A 22509-nucleotide genomic window follows, 5' to 3' on the forward strand; every position below is an offset into this window, starting at 1 on the left:
CGAGCCGCAACCCATGGCAGCCATGGGGAAAAAGACTATCAGCGCCTGGAGTTTCTGGGTGACCGGGTTTTGGGGCTGGTGATCGCCGATCATCTCTATCACCAATTCCCGCTGGAACCCGAGGGACAATTGTCGCAGCGGCTCAACGGACTGGTGTCCGGTTCGGTATGCGGTGAAGTCGCCAAACATATCGGCGTTGGCGATCATATCCTGCTGGGGAAGCAAGCGCGTGACGATGGTGCGCGGCACAGTGTCAAGGTTTTGGGTGACGTCATGGAATCGCTGATCGGTGCGGTCTATCTCGACCATGGCATGGAGGCTGCCCGAAGCTTCATACTCCATCATTGGGAGAGCCGCTTTGCCGCAACCGTTGCCGATATCCGGCATCCGAAATCGGCACTGCAGGAGTGGGCCGCAGCCAATAATCGCAAAATTCCGGCATATGAACTGGTTGATAAAAGCGGCCCCCATCACGATTTGAAGTTCACCGTTCGGGTGCGTGTCAGCAATATTGGTGAGGTCGAGGCTACGGCTTCCGCCATTCAGGCAGCCGAGACCGAAGCCGCAAAGAAATTTTTGGAAAAATTCACATGACTAAAAAATGCGGCGTCGTAGCATTGATCGGCGCGCCCAATGCCGGCAAATCAACCCTGATCAATGCGCTGGTCGGACAAAAAGTCGCGATCACCAGTTCCAAACCGCAAACCACAAGAACGCGGCTATTGGGCATTGCGATTGAAGAAGATACGCAGCTTTTGCTGGTGGATACGCCAGGCATATTCGAACCGCACCGCCGTCTCGACCGGGCAATGGTTTCCGCCGCCTGGGAAGGCGCCGAAGATGCCGATATCATCGTGATGCTGGTCGATTCACGAGCGGGGCTTGGGTCCAAGGTTACCTCGATCGTGGAACGGATCAAGCATCGGTCGGAGAAGACGATTCTGGTGATGAACAAGGTCGATATTGCGGCCAAAGACAAAATGCTCGGCCATGTCGTCAAACTGCATGAACTGGCCGATTTCGACGAGACATTTTTTGTCAGCGCCAAAACCGGTGACGGACTGGAAGAGCTGAGATCCTATCTGGTCAACGCGATGCCCGAAGGCCCCTGGCATTTTCCCGCCGATCAGGTCTCGGATGCCAGCGAGCGCATTCTCGCCGCGGAAATTACCCGCGAGCAGGTTTTCCGGCAATTGCATGCGGAACTGCCTTACGCGACCGCAATAGCGATGGAACAATATAAGGAGCGGCCCGATGGCTCGCTGGAGATTCACCAGCAGATCCTGGTCGAGAAGGCCAGCCAGAAAGCCATTATTCTTGGCAAGGGTGGTCACCAGATCAAGGAAATCGGTGCCAAAGCCCGCGCCGAGCTATCCGGAATCTTGGGCAAACCGGTCCATCTTTATCTCCACGTCAAAGTGAGCGCGAACTGGGATGAAGACAGAAGCCTCTATCAGGACATGGGACTGGACTGGGTTAAATAGACAGCAAGAGCTGGTCTATCGCCGTCTTGTCCTTTTAGCCGATTCCGGCTGATGTAGGATGGTGGCAAAAAAGTCGTCGTCATAGATGTGCATGCCTGAGATGAACCGCTGCCAACGCTGAGCGCCTTTGCCCAGACGAACCTCAAAATAGCGAGCATCGGTAACCGGTACAGTGCGGATTGCCGTTTCCCGCCGCAGCCGATGTCCATGTCATTCTGATCGCGGACTGCGTAAATCCCTCTAGATCTCGATCTGTGATCCCAGCTCCACCACCCGATTGGGGGGAATGCCATAGAATAAAGTGGCTCTGCCGGCGTTGCGATTGAGAAAGGAAAAGATCGAATTGCTGATAGCGCGGATCAGGTTGCCGGATCGCTTGAAGGTGATGGTTTCCCGACCGAGGAAATAGCTGGCTTTGTCAAAATCGAGATCAAGACCCTTTATTTTGCAGCGTTTCAGGCGTTGGGGGACATTGACTCGCTCGTTAAACCCATAGTTGAAGGTCACCCGGTAGAAATCCGGGCCGAGCGTTTCAAGAATGATCTGGTCTTTTCTCGCTATTTTGGCGGTCGGTCGGATTTCCACGTGCAACAAGACCACATGTTGATGCAGCGATCGGTTGTGCTTGATATGATGCAGTAGCGATGTTGGCACACCTTTGGACAAGGAGGTCATGAATATCGCCGTGCCGGGCGCACGAATGATCGAACTGGACGGCAAGCGCTTGACGAATTGAGATGCTTCCATCTCGCCATGCTTGACTTGCTCTCGCAATTTTTTCCTGCCCTGTGTCCATATCGTCATCAAGGTGAAAATGAAGACGGCAACTATGGTGGGGAACCAGCCGCCGTCAAAGAATTTCAATATATTCGCACCAAAATAGGCGAAGTCGAGCGGGATGAATATGATCGCCAGGCCAACAAGCAATGCCTTGTTCCAGCCCCATCTGCCGAGAACGAACAATGTCAGGAAGGTCGTAATAACCATATCCATCGCAATCGCGAGACCATAAGCGGAGGCGAGGTTGCCGGATGAACGGAAGAGCAAAACGAGGCCGATTGTGGCGAACAACAGCATCCAGTTCACGAATGGGATATAGATCTGACCAAATTCCTCACCATCGGTCTGAACCACCGCCATGCGCGGCAATTGGCCCAATTGCATCGCCTGGCGAGTGAGCGAGAAGACGCCTGAAATGACCGCCTGCGAGGCAATGACCGTCGCAATGGTTGCGAGAATGATCAGCGGGATCAACGCCCATTCTGGCGCGAGGTGGAAAAAGGGCTGGGCAATTTCCTGATTGTCGGAAAGCACCAGCGCGCCCTGCCCGAAATAGTTGAGCAACAAGGCGGGGAGAACAAGCGCAAACCAGGCCAGTTTGATCGGCTTTACGCCGAAATGCCCCATATCGGCATATAGGGTCTCGCCGCCGGTCACCACCAGAAAGACAGTTCCCATCACAAGGAAAGCCGTAGTTGGTTCGGACAACATAAACTGGATGGCCCAGCTGGGGCTGAGGGCGACCAGGATTCCGGGCTCCATCCAGATACCCCGCATGCCAAGCAGCGCCAGCACGGTAAACCAGACAACCAAGATGGGGCCAAAAACGCGGCCGATTTTCGCGGTTCCGAAGCGCTGGATCGAGAAGAGCCCAATCAATATCCCGATGGTCATCGGGATGACAAAGGGCGTGAAGGCGGCGGTCACCAGCTCGAGCCCCTCCAGGGCACTGAGCACGGAAATAGCGGGCGTTATAGCACCATCGCCATAGAGCAATGCCGCACCAAACAGACCCGCTACGACCAGAATATGCCGGAAACGCGAGGTTCCTGATACTTTCGTCTGCAACAGCGAAACCAGCGCGATGATACCGCCTTCGCCTTCATTGTCCGCGCGCATCACGACGAGCAGATATTTGATCGAAATGACAATGATCAGCGACCATGTGATCATCGATAATACGCCGAAAATATGGGCTTGCGTTACATCCAGATGCGCCAGGCCGAGAAAGCTCTCGCGGAAGGCGTAAAGAGGGCTGGTGCCAATATCCCCGAACACAATTCCCAGCGCAGCCAATGTCGTCGGCAGCAGCTTTTCAGGCGATTTTGTATCAGTCGTCATTTCGGGATTTCTCTATTTGAATATCGATTATTATTTCGATGGTTTACCGTTATCCGAACTCTTAAGTTTTTGCAGCGATTATATTTGTTCCGGTCGAGACCATTGCCAAAAATGCCAGGAAATCCGGACATGGCACCGCCTGGCACCTGAAGCATTGTCAGAAAGCCTGTCCTGATCACCCTCTGCCAAGGCAGGCCTGGGCCACAGCAGATTGATCAAAAAGCCTATTCCGGCAATCAATGGAGATGGGTGATGGCGGTCATTTTAGCCTGCCATCTCGTGTTTCGGGTGCGGCCGAAACTAGCAGTAAGTAGATTTCCTGATAGGCGGGAGCTGCGTTTACCAATATTTGCTGTGTTAAGGTTTGATTGGGCGGTTCGACAGATCAAGCCTTACTCAGCACATGTTTGCAGCAATAGTTCAATCAGAACGAAGGAATATCAATGAGCCACGTATTACACGACCTTCATGCCGAATTTCCGGATGACGGCGACACTCTCCATGAACTGAAAGTCTCAAACCGGCATTTCCAAACAGTTTCGGATCGCTATCATGACGTAAACAAGGAAATTCACCGCATTGAAGCGGAAGTGGAAGCCGCTTCCGACGAGCGGAGTGAGAGGCTCAAAAAACAGCGCCTGCTTATTCTGGACGAGGTCGCTGCCATGATTTCCAAAGCCAAGGCGGCTTGAATGCAATATGGCGCTGGTCGCATTGGAACATGCTGCCTGCGCCCGTTGAACAATGTCGGTCTGCAAGATTTTCGGACAGGCACGATGCCAATCATTGGCCATCGGCAGCAATGACGGTTGGCTTCGCCTGCAGATTCTGGTTCGTCAATAAACTCATTTTTGCGCCCAAAATCAGGCGCTCATCTGGTGCGGGTGCAGCCGGTCGCCGGCTTCAATTCATTGCCATGTGCCTGCTGATTCAGGCGCTGCCTGGCTGCGTCTCCATGCCTGGTCAGCAACCGGCGATTGTGTCATCGCCGGTTTTTGATCCGCTGATATTTTTTGCCGGCCGGACCGAAGGTCGCGGAAATTTGAAAAAAATCCTGTCCTCTCCGACACCAGTGACCGTTCATGGCCACGGTCTTGTCGACGAAGAGGGCATCCTCACTCTGGATCAGGAGGTGCTGGAAGGTGACAAGCCTCCCCGCAAACGCAGCTGGCGCATTCACCGCATCGGCAGCAATATATATCGCGGATCTTTGACCGATGCCAAGGGTCCGGTATCAATCACGGTGGACGGTAACCGGATGCATATAAGCTTCACCATGGATGGCGGCTTTCCGGTTGATCAATATATTTTTCTAGGCGCGGATGGACAGTCGGCATCGAACATCATGGCGGTCAGGAAACTGGGCATGAGAGTGGCCGTGCTGGAGGAAGAGATTGTGAAAATCTCCGAATAGCCCGGTCAAGCCTTGCTTGCAGAGGCCAAAACAGGCCCGGTCTATCCGCTAAGCAATGGCACAGGAAACCCTTGAGCAACCCAGGCTCTGCTCCGAGTTTCCACCACAATAATCTACTGCGCCCTCGCCACGTGGACCAATCGGCCCCTTATTCGGTTTTGGCCTTTGCCGGTGCTTTCTTGGCCGCAGGTTTCTTTTTCGCCGCTGGCTTTTTCTTTGCAGCAGGCTTTTTCTTGGCGGCAGGTTTTTTCTTTGGCGCCGCTTTCTTGGCCCGTTTCTTGGCGGGGCCTTTGGCAGCGCGGTCATCGATGAGTTGCGCCGCTTCTTCCAAGGTCAGCTGGTCCTTGTCCAGTGTCTTCGGCAAGGATGCATTGGTCGTGCCGTCGGTCACATAAGGACCATAGCGGCCATCCATCAGCTTGATCTCGATCTCGGTGCGCGGATGATTGCCCATGATCTTGAGCGGCTCCATCTTGCCGCGACCCCGACCGCCGCCACCGCTTTTCGCGGCATCCGCCAGTTTGGCAACCGCAGCGTTCATGCCGATTTCGAAAACTTCCTGCGTATTTTCGAGCCGGGCCGAACTACCATTGTGACTCAGATAGGGACCATAGCGGCCAATTTGTGCCATCACGGGTTCGCTGGTCTCCGGGTGGAGGCCAACTTCGCGGGGAAGGGACAATAGCTTCACGGCCCATTCGAGCCCGAAATCTTCCGCCGGAATATCCTTGGGGATAGAAGATCGCTTGGCTTCCTTGCCCTCGCCTTTTTCGACATAGGGTCCGAAACGGCCCACTTTTTTGGTGATTTTTTCATCGCTGTCTGGATCGACACCCAGTTCCTGCGGTCCTTCATCCTCGTCCGCATTAGCACCACCGCCCTGCGCGAAACGCCGGGTGAATTTGCAATCGGGATAGTTGGAGCAGGCGACGAAGGCGCCAAAGCGTCCGCCGCGCAACGCGAGCTTGCCTTCGTTACAGCGAGGGCAAAGCCGGGGATCTGTCCCATCTTCCTTTTCCGGGAACAGGTAATCCCCAAGGAATATGTCGAGCTCTGCCGTCACTTCTGATGGCATTTTTTCCATCACTTCAACGGTCTTCGGTTTGAAATCATGCCAGAAGGCTTCGAGAATGGCCTGCCATTGGGCGCGGCCGCCGCTGACTTCGTCCAGTTCGTCTTCGAGAGCGGACGTATAATCATAGGCAACGTAACGATCAAAGAACCGTTCGAGAAATCCGGTCAGCAGCCGCCCGCTTTCCTCAGCAAAGAAGCGGTTTTTCTCGATCCGGACATAGGCCCGGTCTTTGAGCGTCTTGATGATCGAGGCATAGGTCGATGGGCGTCCGATGCCCAATTCTTCCATTTTCTTGACCAGACTGGCTTCGCTGTAGCGCGGCGGTGGCTGGGTGAAATGCTGTATCGCGTCGACGGCTTTCTTGGCCGGACTGTCGCCTTTGGACATCGCCGGCAGCAACCCGCCGTCCTCATCCTTGTCGTCGTCCCGACCTTCTTCGTAAAGCGCCAGAAATCCGGGGAATTTCACGACCTGTCCATTCGCTCTGAGACCGGTTTTTCCGGTACCGTCAAGCATTTCGACGGTCGTGCGTTCGAGCCGGGCGGAAGCCATCTGGCTGGCCATCGCCCGCTTCAGGACAAGGTCATAGAGTTTTGCATGGTCACCGCTACCGGCGGTTTTCTTGGTGAAACTAGTCGGGCGGATCGCTTCATGCGCTTCCTGCGCATTTTTGGCCTTGGATTTGTAGATCCGTGGGCTGTCCGGAACATAGCTCGCATCGTAGCGATCCGAGATCGCCTTGCGTGCCTCCGAAATAGCGCTGCCGTCCATCTGCACGCCGTCGGTCCGCATATAGGTGATCGCGCCATCTTCATAAAGCTGCTGGGCAATCCGCATGGTGTGACTGGCGGAATAGCCGAGCTTGCGCGCCGCTTCCTGCTGCAGGGTCGATGTCGTAAATGGGGGCGGCGGATTGCGGGTAAGCGGTTTTGTTTCGATCGATTCAATCGTGAACAGGCCGTTTTCGACAGCGGTCTTGGCCAGCATGGCCTGGCTTTCATTGGTCAGATCCATCTTGCCGAGCTTCTTGCCGTCATGGATCGTCAGTCGGGCTTCAAAAGCCTGGCCGCCCTGCTCCATTTGTGCGGTGACCGACCAATATTCCTGCGGCTTGAACGCTTCGATTTCCCGTTCCCGCTCGACGATCAGCCGGAGCGAGACCGATTGCACACGGCCCGCAGATTTCGCGCCCGGAAGCTTGCGCCACAGAACCGGCGACAAGGTAAAGCCTACCAGATAGTCGAGCGCCCGGCGTGCACGATAGGCATCGATCAAATCCTCATCCAGCGCCCGTGGGTGGGCCATGGCTTCGGTCACGGCAGCCTTGGTAATCGCATTGAACGTCACCCGGTCGACCTTGTCCGGCAGCGCTTTTTTATTGCGCAACACTTCCTGAACATGCCAGCTAATCGCTTCCCCTTCGCGGTCAGGGTCGGTCGCGAGGATCAGACGCGTGGCCTTTTTCGATTCGGCGGTAATCTCTTTGAGCTGCTTGGCCTTGTCGGGATAGTTCTGCCAGGTCATGGCAAAGCCATCGTCCGGATCGACCGAACCGTCCTTGGGCGGAAGGTCGCGAATATGGCCGTAGGACGCCAATACCTTGAAATCCGATCCCAGATATTTTTCAATGGTTTTGGCTTTGGCGGGTGACTCGACGATAACTAGCTGCATATGTTCCGATTTTCTTTGTTCTCACGTATACGCGCGAGGCTGTGACAAGGATTGGGTCTAGGTCAAGGCCCTGATTGTAGTTTTTTGTCAATGGTGATCAAAAATTAGCCGGTCGACGAAACCTCAGTTCAACAGGCTCACCCGGGCACCGGCATGGCGGGTCAGCCGTCCGGCAAGTTCCAGCTCGAGCAACGCCAATTGCACCGCAGGCGGAGGTAGGCCCGATTGTCTGACGAGCTCATCGACGGTCACCGGAGTCACGCTGAGCAGGTCTATGACGGGCGCGCGTTCTTAACCGTCGGTATCCGTGTACCCGGTTTCGCAAATGAGCGCGCTTTCCCGATCGGCCCTTAATTAATGAGCACGATTCGCAGATTCTGCACGATCATCGAAATGGCGAATCAATTCCAATATATCGTCAACTGACTGGACCAGGGTTGCCCCATCTCGGATAAGCATGTTGCAGCCCCTCGATCTTGGATCGAGCGGAGAGCCAGGGACAGCCATGACCTGCCTGCCGGCTTCCGCTGCCAATCTTGCCGTGATCAGCGATCCGGAACGCGGTGCAGCCTCGATCACCACTGTGCCTCTGGCCAGTCCGGCGATGATCCGGTTGCGATAGGGAAAATGCCGGGCACGCGGTTCTGTTCCGGGAGGTTGCTCTGCCAGCAGCAATCCGTGCTCGGCTATCGCTCGCTGCATATCTTCGTTTTCCGGGGGATAGAAGACATCCAATCCGCCGGCAATGACGGCAATGGTCGCCGTTCCGAGCGAACCTTGATGGGCCGCGGTATCGATACCTTTCGCCAGCCCCGACACAATGGAGACACCCGCCTCCGCCAGACCGTTGGCCAGATTATGGGCAAAGCGACAGGCTGCTGCAGAGGCGTTTCGGGCGCCGACGATCGCGACCGTCGGCCGTTCCAGCAGCTCCAGCCTGCCTTGCCAGAGCAAAAGCGGGGGTGAATTGCCGAGTTGAGCGAGCAGGGCTGGATAGGCGGGATCGCCCAGAAACAGCAATCCGGCACCGAGATTCCGGATTGCGTTCATTTCGGAGTCGATTTGCTTCAAGTCGGCAATCCGTGGTGATCGTCCGCCACCCCGCGCTGCCAGATCGGGAATAGCCTCCAGCGCGCGCGCTGCAGAACCATATCTCTTGATCAATTGCCGGTAGGTGACAGGGCCGATATTCTCTGATCGGATAAGCCGAAGCCGGTCATACGCTTCCTGGCTTTCTCCCATTCACTTCGAGCCTTTTTGTTCAAGCCTTTTTGGATGCCCCGATCTTCGGCTCTTCGCCTGCGATCAGCCGTTCGATATTGGAGCGGTGTTTCCACAGAACCAGCAGAGCCAGACCGATGAACATGGGCATCATGGCATATTCTCCCAAGGCGAAGGCCGCGATCGGCACTGATATGGCGGCAAGCATCCCTCCTACTGACGAATAGCGCCAAAGCGCAAGCGAACCGAGCCAGGTGACCGCAAATATCAACCCAGCGACGGGAATCAGGGCGGAAACGACCCCCAGCAAAGTCGCAACGCCCTTGCCACCGTTAAATCTGAGCCAGACGGGGTAGAGATGGCCAAGAAAGGCTCCGAGTCCGGCCAGAACAGCCAGTCCGTCGGAAATCTGCAAGGCGATAAAAACCGCAGCATAGCCCTTGCCGATATCGAGCAACAGGGTCAGGGCCGCGATTGGCTTGTTGCCGGTGCGCAAAACATTGGTTGCGCCAATATTGCCAGAACCGGTTTTGCGCAGATCGCCGCCGCCGGAGAGTCGTGTCAGGACAAGTCCAAAAGGGACCGAGCCGAGCAAATAGCCGAGCAACAACGCCAATATTGGTTCTGACCACATAGACTGCACTGAAAATACCCCTTGTTCGATCCGCGCTATATTCACAGTCGATGATGAGCAAGTATCTCGTCCCAAAAAACGGCCAAGGTCAAACGCCTGTCAGACGAACCGAAGCAGTTGCCGTTGCCATGCTATTCTGGCTATGGGAAAAACATGACCGAAGCGCAGATTGACGAATGCCCTCCCTTGTTATTTTTCGATACCGGCGTCGGCGGGCTTTCGGTTTTGGGCGAAGTGATAAAATTGCTACCGCGTGCGCCGATTGTCTATGCCGCAGATTATGCAGGCCTGCCTTATGGCATGAAGTCCGAAGCAGAATTGGCAGCGCGGGTTCCGGCGCTGCTCGGCCGTCTGGTCGAGCGCTACCGGCCTGCTCTGGCAACCATTGCCTGCAACACCGCCTCGACAATTGCGCTCGATCACGTCCGGTCGGCTTTGGATATCCCGGTCGTCGGCACAGTGCCCGCGATCAAGCCGGCCAGCGAGCTTACCAAGAGCGGGGTGATCGGGCTGCTGGGCACGCGGGCAACCATCCGGCAGCCCTATGTCGACCGACTCGCCGCTGATTTTGCCTCCGACAAGCTCTTGCTGCGTCATGCCGCACCCGAACTTGTCTATGCCGCAGAGGCCAAGCTGCGCGGTGAAAAACTGGATCCAAATATTATCCAGGACGCAATGTCCGGGTTGCTCAATCAGGCCGGAGGAGACCGAATAGATACGGTCATTCTCGCCTGCACCCATTTCCCGCTGTTGCGCGACGAACTGGCCGAAGCAGCGCAAAGGCCGATTCAATTTATCGATGGCGCAAAGGGCATTGCCCGCCGGATCGCTTATCTGACCAAGGACATGACCTGGCCCGCCGAAAGCCGGGAAGGGATATTTGTGACAACCGGTGACCTCGCAGATATCGCGCCCTACCGATCCGCCTTCGCAAAATATGGCATAAGCCGGTTTGAGAAACTGTAAGTCTATGGGAACAAATCTTATTGCGAGTGGTTAGCGCTGGAAATTCTGGGAAAAGGCCGCTAAGGGCCATTTCAACAAGACCGCAAGAACAGATTTGACGCAGGATTTGGTGCATAGTGGACTACGATAAAATTTTTTCGCAAGCGATTGACCGGCTTCATGCCGAAGGACGCTATCGGGTATTCATCGACATATTGCGCAACAAGGGTTCGTTTCCCAACGCCCGTTGTTTCGCGCATCATAACGGGCCGCAGCCGGTTACTGTCTGGTGCTCGAACGACTATCTGGCGATGGGGCAGCATCCCGATGTGATCGCCGCGATGGAAGAGGCACTGCACGATGTCGGTGCCGGATCTGGCGGAACGCGCAATATTGGCGGCAACACGCATTATCACATACAATTGGAGCGGGAACTGGCCGACTGGCACGGAAAATCCGGCGCCTTGCTGTTCACATCCGGCTATGTGTCAAACGAAGCAACGCTGTCGACTCTGACCAAGATCCTGCCGGGATGCATTATCTTTTCCGACGAACTGAACCATGCATCGATGATTGCCGGGATCAAGAACAGCGGCTGTGAAAAGCGGGTTTTCCGGCATAATGATCTGGAACATCTGGAAGAATTGCTGGCCGCCGAAGATCCGGAAGTGCCCAAGCTGATCGCCTTTGAAAGCATCTATTCGATGGATGGCGATATCGCACCTCTGCACGCGATCTGCGATCTGGCGGACAAATATAACGCGCTCACCTATTGTGATGAAGTGCACGCTGTCGGCATGTACGGAACACGCGGTGGCGGCATTTCCGAGCGCGATGCGGCCGCACACAGATTGACGATCGTTGAGGGGACATTGGCCAAAGCCGTCGGTGTCATGGGTGGCTATATTGCCGCGGACCAGAAAATCATCGACGTGATCCGGTCTTATGCTCCCGGTTTCATCTTCACCACCAGCCTGTCGCCGGTGCTTGTTGCCGGTGCACTGGCCAGCATTCGTCATCTGAAACAGTCGACCGCCGAGCGTGATGGTCAGCAGGCTGCGGCGCAGACGCTCAAGGACCTGTTTGCAAATGCGGGCCTGCCGGTGATGGACTCATCGACCCATATCGTACCGCTGCTGGTCGGCGATCCGATCAAAGCCAAGAAGGTCAGTGATATATTGCTCGCCGAATATGGCGTCTATGTGCAGCCGATCAACTATCCGACCGTGCCGCGCGGCACCGAACGGCTGCGGTTCACGCCCGGCCCCGCGCATAGCGAAGCGATGATGGTCGACTTGACCAAGGCGCTGGTGGAAATCTGGAGCCGGATGGACATGGAACGGGCGATTGCCGCCTAGTCGCCGGTGATGATTTTCGCATATAGCTGATTGTCGACATTGCCGCCGGACAGGGTGATCGCCGTGTGATCCGTGAGCGGCAGCTTACCTGCCAGAATGGCTGCCAGAGCAACCGCGCCGCCAGGCTCTACAACCAGACGCAATTTTTCGAACGCAACCCGCATGGCATGATGGACCTCGGCGGGTGACACGGACAGGCCCTGTGCGTTGCGACCCTTCAATATATCAAATGTGATCGGAGCAACCCGGAGCGTTTGCAGCGCGTCGCATTCGGTCGCGGGCGGATCCTTTTCCACTGGCACGATCGTGCCACCTTCGAGCGACCGTTTCATGTCGTCCCAGCCTTCCGGCTCGACCACCATGATGCGCGCCTCGGGATTGGCCAGGGCGGAACCGCTGGCCAGACCACCACCACCGCAGCAGACAACAAGCTGGTCGGGTTCCGATCCGGTCAGGGCCAGCATCTGCTCACGAATTTCTAAGCCACAACTGCCCTGCCCTTCGACGATCCACGGGTCATCGAAGCTGGGCACCACTACTGCGCCGGTTTTGCGGGCAATATCATCGGCCAATTGCTCACGAGAACCGCTCATCCGGTCGTAGGTGATGATTTCAGCGCCCAATGCCCTCGTGTTCGCCAGTTTCGCCCTGGGGGCGTCTTCCGGCATGATGATCGTCGCTGGCACGCCCAGACTGCGCGCGGCCCAGGCGACGCCCTGCGCGTGATTGCCGCTGGAAAAGGCGACGACGCCGCGCGTGCGCTGATCGTCGGTCAGATCGGTCAAACGGTGCCAGCCACCGCGAATCTTGAACGCGCCAATCGGTTGCAGGCATTCCGCCTTGCACCAGATGGTTGCGCCGTCGACTTCGAGCGGTAACAGCGGCGTGGCGGGCAGGATCGCCGCGATTTTCTTCGCCGCTCGCTCTACCCCCGCCAGGGTTGGTTGCCGCTCAGGGTTCATCAGGTATTGCTCTGTCATACTCTCTCCCTATATGCGGGGCTATTATTTCTCCAGCATTTAGAGTGGAAATCATGGGCAAAATATTGGTGATCGGCGCCGGCGGCGTCAGTTCGGTGGCAGTGCATAAAATGGCACAGCTGATAGCGGCGGGTAGCGGGCCCTTTACCGAGATCCTGTTGGCTAGTCGCACCTTGCCGAAATGCGAAGCGATTGCCGAATCGGTCAAGCAGCGCACCGGTTTGGACATCAGGACAGCGCAGATTGATGCCGATGATGTTCCGGCATTGACCGCGCTGATCGAGCGGGAAAAGCCCGCTTTGGTGGTCAATCTCGCGCTGCCCTATCAGGACCTGCCGATCATGGATGCCTGCCTAGCGACCAAGACCGACTATCTCGACACCGCCAATTACGAACCGCGCGACGAAGCGAAGTTCGAATATAAGTGGCAGTGGGATTATCAGGACCGGTTCAAGGATGCGGGCATCATGGCGCTGCTGGGTTCCGGCTTTGATCCCGGGGTGACCAGCATATTCACCTGCTGGCTCAAGAAGCATCATTTTGACCGGATCGACACGCTCGATATTCTTGATTGCAATGGCGGCGACCACGGCCAGCATTTCGCCACCAATTTCAATCCCGAGATCAATATTCGCGAAGTGACGGCCACTTCGCGGCATTGGGAAAATGGCGACTGGGTCGAAGGACCGCCGCTGACGCATAAACAGGAATTTGATTTCGAGGCGGTCGGCCCGAAGAACATGTATCTGATGTATCATGAGGAAATTGAGTCGCTGAAGACGCATCTGCCGGAAATCCAGCGGATTCGTTTCTGGATGACCTTTGGCGACGCCTATCTGACCCATCTCGAAGTGCTGCAGAATGTCGGCATGACCCGGATTGATCCGGTGATGTATGAAGGGCGCGAGATCATTCCGCTGCAATTCCTGAAAGCTGTATTGCCGGAACCGGCCAGCCTCGGCGAGACGACCAAGGGCAATACCAATATTGGCGTGATCGCGACGGGTGTGAAGGACGGTGTGCAGAAGACGCTCTACGTCAAGAATATCTGCAGCCATGAAGCCGCCTATGAAGAGACCGGCAACCAGGGTGTCAGCTATACCACTGGCGTGCCGGCGATGATTGGCGCGGCGATGATGCTGTCCGGCAAATGGCAGGGCAAGGGCGTGTTCAACATGGAGCAATTCGATCCCGATCCGTTCATGGAGATGCTGAACCAGCATGGATTGCCATGGACAGTGGAAGAATTGGAAGCACCTTTGGCGTTCTGAGATGGAGACCAAGGCAGGTGATCCCGGCGCTTTTGCGCATTTTGATTTGGCGCGCGTGCCCTCGCCTGCCTTTGTCGTCGATGAGGTTGCAGTGCGCCGGAATCTGGCGATTCTGGCGGATATCAAGCAACGCTCCGGGGCCAGGATATTGCTGGCCTTGAAGGCCTTTTCGATGTGGTCGCTCGCGCCATTGATCGACGAATATCTCGACGGCTATTGTGCATCGGGCCTGTGGGAGGCGCGGCTGGCAAAGGAGCATTATAGCGGGCCGATCAGCACCTATTCTCCGGCTTACAAGGCGGACGATCTGGTCGAGCTATCCCGGATATCCAGGCATATAACCTTCAATAATCCAACACAGATTGATCGATGGAAAAGCGATTCTAATCAAAAACTTGAACTCGATAGTTGCGAACTTGGCTTAAGAATTAATCCGGAAATCGCGCTGGGCGAGACGGAGAAATATGATCCGAGCCAACCGCACAGCCGGCTGGGCTTTCCGATCAGCCAGCTCGCACCGGAACATTTCCAGCATCTGTCCGGCATCCACTTCCACAATCTCTGCGAACAGGGTTTTGATGCGCTGCAGCGGACCTGGGAGAAAGTAGAACCAATCATTGCACCACATTTTGGCTCGCTCAACTGGATCAATCTTGGCGGCGGTCATCATATTACCCGCGATGATTATGATCGCGAGGCGCTGGTTGATTTTCTGAAAGCGCTGAAAGCTAGGTCCGGATGCGAGATTTATCTGGAACCCGGAGAAGCGGTAGCGCTGGATGCCGGCATATTGGTGGGTGAGATTCTGGATGTGTTCGACAATGGCATGGCGGTCGGTATCACCGATATTTCGGCCACCTGCCATATGCCCGACGTTATTGAAGCGCCCTATCGCCCGGCGATGCTGGGGGAAGGTGATGAAGGTCCGGCGATCCGACTCGGCGGCCCCAGCTGCCTCGCTGGCGATATTATCGGCGATTATCGGCTTCCCGAAGCCCCTTTCATTGGCCAGCGGATCGCCTTTCTCGATCAGGCGCATTATTCGATGGTCAAGACCAACACATTCAACGGCGTTGCTTTGCCCTCCATCTGGCTCTGGAACAGCGAAAATGATGACCTAAAATGTGTCAAAAGCTTCGATTGGACGACATTTCGGGACCGATTGAGCTAGAAAATTGACCGATTGCTACATTTTCTCTAACTGCAGGTCTTTACAGAATAGAAACGCGGCCATATAGCCGCGCCTTGCTGCCCCATGGCCGCTTGCGTATCCGCAAGGCAGCTCAATCGATCTTAGCCTATAAGGGGGTCCCTTGAGTTGCACATTTACCATGATGCTGAGGAGCTGACGAAGGCTCTAAGCCCAGAAATTCCAGTTTTGTTGAATCGGCCACACGCAGCCCGTCGCGCGGCGCGTTATTTCGTCGATCAATTTCCCGGCAAATCGCTTTATGCGGTGAAGGCGAATCCATCGCCCGCATTGCTGCAGCTATTATGGGAAGAAGGCGTTACCCATTTCGACGTGGCTTCGATTGACGAGGTTCGCCAGGTTCGCGCGGCATTGCCAGACGCGACGCTCTGCTACATGAATCCGGTCAAGCAGCTGTCTTCGATCCGCGAAGCCTATCACGATCATGGCGTGCGGATTTTTTCCCTCGACAGTCTCGAGGAACTGGAAAAAATCGAACGGGGAACGGAACAGGCGGAAGATCTGACGCTTTGCGTGCGGATCCGGGTCGCATCGGAATTTGCGGAAATCAGCCTCGCTTCCAAATTCGGCATTGAGGTCGATGATTCGGTAGAATTGCTGCAACGCACCCGGCAAACCGCTGAAAATCTGGGTATTTGTTTCCATGTCGGCAGCCAGGCGATGACACCGCTGGCCTTCGTCCATGCGCTGGAACGCGTTCGCACAGCCATTGTCGGCGCGTCGGTGACCGTTGACATCGTCAATGTCGGCGGCGGTTTTCCGTCGATCTACCCGGATCTTGAGCCGGTTTCGCTCAATCATTATTTTACCGCCATTGACCGCACGTTCGAAGATCTGCCGATCAGCTATTCCGCTGAACTCTGGTGTGAGCCGGGCCGCGCCTTGTCGGCCGAATATAGCTCGCTGGTGGTCAAGGTGGAGCGCCGTCGCGGCACCGAATTGTTCATCAACGACGGCGCCTATGGCACCCTGTTTGATGCCGCCCATATCGGTTGGCGTTTTCCGGTTCGCCAGATTGGCGCGGATAGCGAAAGCGGAAGCACCACTGGATATAGCTTCTACGGTCCAACCTGCGATGACATGGATTTCATGGCCGGTCCGTTTAACCTGCCCGACAGCATCAAGGCCGACGATTATATCGAAATCGGCATGATTGGCGCTTATGGCTCGGCGATGCGGACGAAGTTCAACGGCTATGGCAGCAGCCACGAATATGATGTCACCGACGAACCGATGGCCAGCCTGTATGTTGGCGACAATCTGGATCGGTCCGATCGCGACAATGTGGTGTCTTTTCCCCGCGTTTGAGCCGGAAACTAGGTTGCAATTGACAATCGTTTACAGTTGACGCAGTTTCCCAACGAGTTTTGGGAGAAACACGATCATGGATACTGCAATATTGGCACCGGCATCTTTGCTGGTCCTGTGGTCGCTCATCATGCTGTTCTGGATGGCGGGCACAAGATTTCCGGCTATGGCAAAAACCGGAGCGGACCTTGGCAAGGCCCCGCCCGGCGGTCGGGGGAGCGACCTGGAAGGCGTGATCCCCGACAAGGTGAACTGGAAATCCCATAATTACACCCATTTGATGGAACAGCCGACGCTGTTTTATGCCACAGTCGTGATCCTCGCGCTTGCCGATGCGGGCCATGGCCTGAACCTCTATCTCGCCTGGGGCTATGTGATCATCCGGATCATTCACAGTATCTGGCAGGCAACCGTCAACATGGTCAATGTCCGCTTTCTGCTGTTCATCGCCTCGACCATCTGCCTGTTGATCATGGCGATAAACGCCCTGTGGGCCACGCTTTTCTAGCAGCATAATTTACCAAGTTTACAATAATATAGGGGGAGAAATCACATGGAAAATAGTCCAATGCTGCAGCCGATGGTTGCGCTGATCTTGTGGACGATGCTGATCTGGCTGTGGATGTATGTCACGCGGATTCCGGCGATGAACAAGGCCAAAATCGACACTGCCAATCTGGTCGGCGGCACAGGCGGCAATCTCGATGAATTGCTGCCGCCGGAAGTGCAGTGGAAGGCGCATAATTATAACCATTTATTGACCGAACCGACGCTTTTTTACGCGATTTGTGTCGTTTTGATCTTTTCCGGGCAAGATTTTGGTCTGAACGTGACCATCGCCTGGATCTATGTTGGCTTGCGAGTCCTGCACAGCCTGATCCAGGTCACGGTCAACCGCGTGCTCTTCCGGTTTGCGGTTTTCGCCCTGTCGAGCCTGTGCATTATCGCCTTGGCGATCCACGCGGCGCTGGCGGTATTCCATTAGTCACGGGGCGCCTGACGCTGAATATATTCGGCGTCGGCCCCTGACTAACGGGTGAAGCTGGAAACAAGCTCGACGTGGGTAGACCATAGAAACTGCCCAACCGGCCAGACTTGCCGGAGCTTGTATCCGGCGTCACAAAGCTGCTTTGCATCCCGTGCAAAACTGGCCGGATTGCAGCTGATATAGCAGATTTTTGCGACATCGGATTGCGCCAGCTGCAGGATCTGTTCGCGTGCGCCGGCCCGGGGTGGATCGAGAATCACGGCATCAAAACGGTTGAGTTCCTCGACGCTCAGTGGCCGCCGGAAAAGATCGCGATGCTCGCAGAATATCTGCCGGGTGGAATGATTGGCTGCCATTTTTAGCGCGCCCATGGTGTCGCGGGCGCCTTCCGCAGCATAGACTTTCTGATCCTCGCCAAGCGCCAGGGTGAATGTTCCTAGACCGGCAAACAGATCCGCGACAAGCCGCGCGTCGCCAACCGCTTTCAGCATCGCCGCAACCAGCACCTGCTGGCCATCGCGTGTCGGTTGCAAAAAGGCGCTATGCGGGAAAGCGACGGTAGTGCCGCTGAAAGTGACCGTCAGCGGTTCGGGTTCCCACTGGGTTTCCGGGCCATAGCCGCCATCGACGGACAGGCGCGCCAGGCCATTGGCCTTGGCAAAGGTGGACAAGGCCTCGCGCTGCTCCAGCCCCTCTGGCTCATAATTGCTGATCAGCAGGTCAATCCCCTGATCGACCAGCGTCATTTCGATATTCATGTCATGCTTGCGACGAGACGTCTTTTTCAGAAATGCCCGCAAGGGTGCCAGAAGATCGAACAGTTCGGGTGCCATGATCTCGCATTGCTGGAGATCGACGATCCGGTGGCTGCCGGCGCTGCTGAATCCGAGCCGGAATTGATCGCCGAGCTTGGCCGCGCTCAGACTGGCGCGGATTCGGGTTTTTGGCTGGGAGACCTGAGGCGGGTGCAGCAATTCTGCCGCCAGCCCCTGACCTTCCAGTGCATAGGCGACCCGGTCGGTGAGGAACTGGGTATAGCTCTCTGCGTCGAGATGCTGCAGGCTGCAGCCGCCGCAAGACTGGAAATGCTGGCAAGGGGCCTCAACATGATGCGGCCCGTTGATCAGGCCGCCGTCTTCATTGAGCCGGTCCAGCGGAGCGGAAAAGGCGACATGGCGACCATCCGAGGTCACACCATCGCCCTTCGCAGCCACGCGAATGATCAGGTCGGGATCGGGAGTCGCGGTCATAAACATTCCTGCAATGTGGCGGGGAGCTGGTCGATAAGCATTTCCGGCGTGAAAGCTGGGCCAGCCAGATGTGCGGCCCGGCTGTGCAGCCATTGGCCCTCGCACGCCGCCTTATAACCACTGATGCCCGTTGCCAAGCGACTTGCGATGATCCCTGCCAATATGTCACCGGTCCCTGCTGTCGACAGCCATAGACAGGATAGCGCCGATATCGATGCCTTGCCGTCGGGGCGGACGATGATGGTATCTGAGCCTTTCAGCAAAATATTGCATTGCGATTGCTCGGCCAGTTGGCGGCCGTCATCGAGTCTATATTGCAGGGAGTCCGCCATCAGGCCGGCAAATTCTCCGGCATGTGGCGTTGCAATCGTCTCTGCCGAGCGCGTTTTCACAAGATCGGTAAATTGCGGTCCCGCAACCGTGAGCGCATCAGCATCCAGTAGCAGCGGCGCATTGGCGGCAAGCGTGGCGTTCAACAAGTCTTTCGCCCGGTCATCGCGGCCCAGACCGGGACCGATGACAATGGCCGAAATGCGGCTGTCTGCCAGTTTTTGCTGGAGCTCGGCATCGTCGTGCACCGTCTCCACTACGATACTGGGATGCGGCGCTGCAAAGCCCGGGGAGGCAAAAATCTTGACATAGCCTGCGCCCGATTTCTGGGCCGCCATCGCCGTGAGTTGCGCCGCGCCATGCATCGCGCCAGCCACGACGGCAACCAGACCCCGGCTATATTTATGATCTTGCGATGTCGGGCCGGAAAGCCGGGGCTTCGGGAGAATCCCCAGATTGCTTGCTGCTGTGATGCCGATATCGATCCCGACCAGATGCCCCATTTTCGATCGCGCCGGTTCCAGAAAATGGGATGGTTTGAAAGCCCCCAGAGCGATGGTCATGTCAAATCCGGGAATATCGTTGAGACAGGTACCGTGATCGGATTCGACGCCGCTTGGCAGATCGATAGCCACGCGCCGCTTTGCACCTGCTGCCAGACGGGAAAAATGACCGAACCATTCATCGCCAACAGCGCGGGCCAATCCGGTGCCAAAGAGACAATCGACAAATTGCGCAGCGGGCTGCGCCTCTGCCAGAGCGATCGTTTTTCCGCGCCACAGTGATTTTGCATGTTGCGCCGCATCGGTCTTCGGTTCGAGCGGCGCCGCGACACAGACATCGACGCCCTTTTCGAGCAGCCACTGGGCGATGACATAGCCGTCCCCGCCATTATTGCCCGGACCGCACAGCACCAGTGTCGGCAAATCGCAAGCAATCCGCCAGATCATTTGCGCAGCGCCCTGCCCGGCCAGACGCATCAATTCCTGAACCGACACGCCCTTGTCGATCAAAGCCTGTTCCGCCTGCTGCATTTCAGCGGCGGTCAATATATGGCCCTGGTTGAGCAAGCGCGCCTCTAGTTTCCGGCTTGCGCCGGGTCTTTGCTGGCTGCGGGAGCAATGTCGGCTTTCGCGTCGGGTTTGATCTGCGCTGGCAGCAGATATCTGTCGGGACCAACGCTGACCAAAATCTGGCCATCCTCGACGATCGATATTTTCGCCTGATCAAAACCATCGGCAGCTTCCAGGCCGCGGCCGTCGGTCAGCACGTTGAACCGGCGAAATCCGCCATCGGGGTGACGAATGATCATCGTCTCCCTGCCCTCGCCGCTCAACCGTTCGGTGAAACAGTCCCGGGTGAAGTCGCTATCGCCATTGATCGCACATTTTATTTTCCCGTCATCGCCCGCCTGATCCGCTGCCCGCTGTTCCGCTTCCGCAAGCACGGCATTGTCTGGCCGGTTCTCGCAGGCGGTCAGCAACAGGGTCAGGCCGACGATTTTAGATATCCGCATAGACATGTTTTTCTGCCTTGGCTCCGGGATGGGTGACCGCCCCCTGATAGGCCGGTCCGACATTTTGCGCATAGCGCCACAACGCCCCGGAACCATAATCGGTTTCGCGCTGCACGAATTTTTTCCGGCGCTCTGCCAGCACGGTTTCATCGACTTCCAGATCGATGATGCCCGCTTCGGCATCGATATTGATCATGTCGCCTTCTTCGATCAGACCGATCGGTCCGCCATCGGCGGCTTCCGGACCAACATGACCGATACAGAATCCCCGGGTTGCACCGGAGAAACGGCCGTCGGTGATCAGCGCGACCTTTTCCCCCATGCCCTGACCGTAGAGCGCAGCGGTGGTTGCCAGCATTTCGCGCATGCCGGGACCGCCCTTTGGTCCTTCGTTGCGAATGACGACGACCGCGCCTTCCTTGATCTGGCGCTTTTCGACGGCAGCAAAGGCATCTTCCTCGCATTCAAACACCTGCGCCGGGCCGCGAAATTGCAGGCGCGCCATGCCGGCCACCTTGACGATCGCACCCTCTGGCGCCAGCGAGCCGCGCAGACCGACAACGCCGCCGGTAGGGGTAATCGCATGCTGGACATCATAGATGACCTTCTGATCCGGGTTCCAGACGACTTCGTCGATATTCTCGCCCAGGGTTTTGCCGGTCACGGTGATACAGTCACCCTTGATCAGGCCGTTATCCATCATCGTCTTCATCAGCATATAGACACCGCCGGCGTCGTGCATGTCCTTGGCGACATATTTGCCGCCCGGTTTGAGATCGGCCAGATAGGGTGTGGTCTTGAAAATTTCGGCGACATCAAACAGATCGAATTCGATCCCGGCTTCGCTGGCCATCGCTGGCAGATGCAGGGCGGCGTTGGTCGATCCGCCGGTGGCCGCGACCACCCGTGCGGCGTTGATGAACGCGTCTCTGGTGCAGATATCGCGGGGGCGCAAATTGAGCTCGATCAGATTCATGATCTGACGGCCGGCTGCCCGGGCCATATCGTCACGGGTTTCATAAGGTGCTGGTGCCATGTTGCTGTTCGGCAGCGACAGGCCGATCGCTTCGGCGACACAGGCCATGGTGTTGGCGGTAAATTGACCACCACAGGCACCGTGGCCCGGACAGGCGACTTTTTCCAGTTCGATCAGTTCCTGCAACGGGCAATTGCCGGCGCTATGCTGCCCGACCGCCTCGAACACGTCGACAACGGTTACGTCCTTGCCGTGGAACCGTCCCGGAAGAATCGAGCCGCCATAAACGAAGATCGACGGCACATTGAGTCGCAGCATCGCCATCATCATGCCGGGCAGGCTCTTGTCGCAGCCAGCATAGCCGATGACCGCGTCATAACAGTGGCCACGGACGCTCAGCTCGACGCTGTCGGCGATGACTTCGCGCGAAACCAGCGAGGCTTTCATGCCCTGATGGCCCATGGCAATGCCATCGGTGACCGTGATAGTATTGAACCGCCGCGGCGTGCCGCCGGCCTCGATCACACCTTCGCGCGCCATATCGGCCTGGCCATCAAGCAAGGTATTGCAGGGCGCGCTGTCATTACCCGCCGAGGCGATGCCGACGAAGGGTTTTGCGATATCCTCTTCGGTCATTCCCATCGCATAATAATAGCTGCGCTGGGGGGCGCGCTCCGGTCCGACACTGACGTGGCGGCTCGGCAAACGGGACTTGTCAAATCTATCACTCATTCTGGGTTCCAATATCGCAATTTCC

19 protein-coding genes and 1 pseudogene are annotated in these 22509 nt (G+C 56.6%); 11 read left to right on the plus strand and 9 right to left on the minus strand.

The annotated features are described in order from the left end of the window. Positions 1-594 (plus strand): ribonuclease III (gene rnc, locus V7665_RS00030; RefSeq protein ID WP_335662490.1); only part of this gene is annotated, 594 nt, incomplete at its 5' end. After that, positions 591-1484 (plus strand): GTPase Era, encoded by an 894-nt coding sequence (era, locus tag V7665_RS00035; RefSeq protein ID WP_335662491.1) that lies wholly within the window; start codon positions 591-593, stop codon positions 1482-1484. The genes rnc and era, both read left to right, overlap by 4 nt. A gap of 240 nt (positions 1485-1724) precedes the next feature. Here era and V7665_RS00040 read toward each other — a convergent pair whose 3' ends face one another. Then, positions 1725-3605 (minus strand): potassium transporter Kup, encoded by a 1881-nt coding sequence (locus V7665_RS00040; protein WP_335662492.1) that lies wholly within the window; start codon positions 3603-3605, stop codon positions 1725-1727. A 443-nt stretch (positions 3606-4048) separates the two neighbouring features. On the opposite strand from V7665_RS00040, the gene V7665_RS00045 reads away from it, so the two are divergent. Both V7665_RS00045 and V7665_RS00050 read left to right on the plus strand, forming a co-directional pair. Beyond that, positions 4049-4297, plus strand: a complete 249-nt coding sequence (locus tag V7665_RS00045) for a YdcH family protein (RefSeq protein ID WP_335662493.1) — start codon at positions 4049-4051, stop codon at positions 4295-4297. A gap of 224 nt (positions 4298-4521) precedes the next feature. Then, complete coding sequence (locus V7665_RS00050) at positions 4522-5019, plus strand: DUF3833 family protein (protein WP_335662494.1); 498 nt, start codon at positions 4522-4524, stop codon at positions 5017-5019. Between the two features lie 148 nt (positions 5020-5167). On the opposite strand, the gene topA is transcribed toward V7665_RS00050, so the two are convergent. The 3 genes and pseudogenes from topA to plsY all read right to left on the minus strand — a co-directional run bounded on the left by topA (position 5168) and on the right by plsY (position 9620). Further along, positions 5168-7765, minus strand: coding sequence for a type I DNA topoisomerase (gene topA, locus V7665_RS00055; RefSeq protein WP_335662495.1), 2598 nt, complete (start codon positions 7763-7765; stop codon positions 5168-5170). A 123-nt stretch (positions 7766-7888) separates the two neighbouring features. Then, positions 7889-9007 (minus strand): annotated as a pseudogene (gene dprA / locus V7665_RS00060) (DNA-processing protein DprA). 19 nt (positions 9008-9026) lie between these two features. Beyond that, positions 9027-9620: a glycerol-3-phosphate 1-O-acyltransferase PlsY gene (gene plsY / locus V7665_RS00065; protein WP_335662496.1), complete on the minus strand. Its 594-nt coding sequence runs from the start codon at positions 9618-9620 to the stop codon at positions 9027-9029. Between the two features lie 153 nt (positions 9621-9773). Here plsY and murI point away from each other — a divergent pair, with 153 nt between their 5' ends. Together murI and hemA are read left to right on the plus strand one after the other, a co-directional pair. Next, entirely contained in the window at positions 9774-10586 is an 813-nt protein-coding gene (murI, locus tag V7665_RS00070) for a glutamate racemase (RefSeq protein WP_335662497.1), read from the plus strand. A gap of 116 nt (positions 10587-10702) precedes the next feature. After that, positions 10703-11923, plus strand: coding sequence for a 5-aminolevulinate synthase (hemA, locus tag V7665_RS00075; protein ID WP_335662498.1), 1221 nt, complete (start codon positions 10703-10705; stop codon positions 11921-11923). On the opposite strand, the gene V7665_RS00080 is transcribed toward hemA, so the two are convergent. Beyond that, entirely contained in the window at positions 11920-12903 is a 984-nt protein-coding gene (locus V7665_RS00080; RefSeq protein ID WP_335662499.1) for a threonine ammonia-lyase, read from the minus strand. The genes hemA and V7665_RS00080 overlap by 4 nt on opposite strands. 53 nt (positions 12904-12956) lie before the next feature. Between V7665_RS00080 and V7665_RS00085 the strand changes: the two genes are divergently transcribed. From V7665_RS00085 to V7665_RS00105, 5 genes are all read left to right on the plus strand, one after another. Beyond that, entirely contained in the window at positions 12957-14174 is a 1218-nt protein-coding gene (locus V7665_RS00085; protein WP_335662500.1) for a saccharopine dehydrogenase family protein, read from the plus strand. A gap of 1 nt (position 14175) precedes the next feature. Beyond that, a complete protein-coding gene (locus tag V7665_RS00090) occupies positions 14176-15345 on the plus strand; it encodes a carboxynorspermidine decarboxylase (protein WP_335662501.1) in 1170 nt (389 codons plus the stop codon). Between the two features lie 147 nt (positions 15346-15492). Then, positions 15493-16692, plus strand: coding sequence for a type III PLP-dependent enzyme (locus tag V7665_RS00095; RefSeq protein ID WP_335662502.1), 1200 nt, complete (start codon positions 15493-15495; stop codon positions 16690-16692). A gap of 76 nt (positions 16693-16768) precedes the next feature. Continuing rightward, positions 16769-17200: an MAPEG family protein gene (locus tag V7665_RS00100; RefSeq protein ID WP_335662503.1), complete on the plus strand. Its 432-nt coding sequence runs from the start codon at positions 16769-16771 to the stop codon at positions 17198-17200. Between the two features lie 45 nt (positions 17201-17245). After that, the gene (locus tag V7665_RS00105; RefSeq protein ID WP_335662504.1) at positions 17246-17677 is read left to right on the plus strand and encodes an MAPEG family protein; all 432 of its coding nucleotides are present in this window, start codon (positions 17246-17248) and stop codon (positions 17675-17677) included. 44 nt (positions 17678-17721) lie between these two features. On the opposite strand, the gene V7665_RS00110 is transcribed toward V7665_RS00105, so the two are convergent. The 4 genes from V7665_RS00110 to ilvD are packed head-to-tail and all read right to left on the minus strand — an operon-like array spanning position 17722 to position 22484. Then, positions 17722-18930, minus strand: a complete 1209-nt coding sequence (locus V7665_RS00110; RefSeq protein WP_335662505.1) for a class I SAM-dependent RNA methyltransferase — start codon at positions 18928-18930, stop codon at positions 17722-17724. Continuing rightward, positions 18927-20330, minus strand: coding sequence for an NAD(P)H-hydrate dehydratase (locus V7665_RS00115; RefSeq protein WP_335662506.1), 1404 nt, complete (start codon positions 20328-20330; stop codon positions 18927-18929). The genes V7665_RS00110 and V7665_RS00115 overlap by 4 nt, the downstream gene beginning before the upstream one ends. A gap of 8 nt (positions 20331-20338) precedes the next feature. Continuing rightward, positions 20339-20776: a hypothetical protein gene (locus V7665_RS00120; RefSeq protein WP_335662507.1), complete on the minus strand. Its 438-nt coding sequence runs from the start codon at positions 20774-20776 to the stop codon at positions 20339-20341. After that, positions 20763-22484 carry a dihydroxy-acid dehydratase gene (ilvD, locus tag V7665_RS00125; RefSeq protein ID WP_335662508.1) on the minus strand — a complete coding sequence of 574 codons (1722 nt, stop codon included), beginning with the start codon at positions 22482-22484 and terminating at the stop codon, positions 20763-20765. The genes V7665_RS00120 and ilvD overlap by 14 nt, the downstream gene beginning before the upstream one ends. Positions 22485-22509 lie beyond the last annotated feature (25 nt).

The sequence above is a fragment of the Parasphingorhabdus sp. genome, from assembly GCF_036964675.1.
GTDB lineage: Bacteria > Pseudomonadota > Alphaproteobacteria > Sphingomonadales > Sphingomonadaceae > Parasphingorhabdus.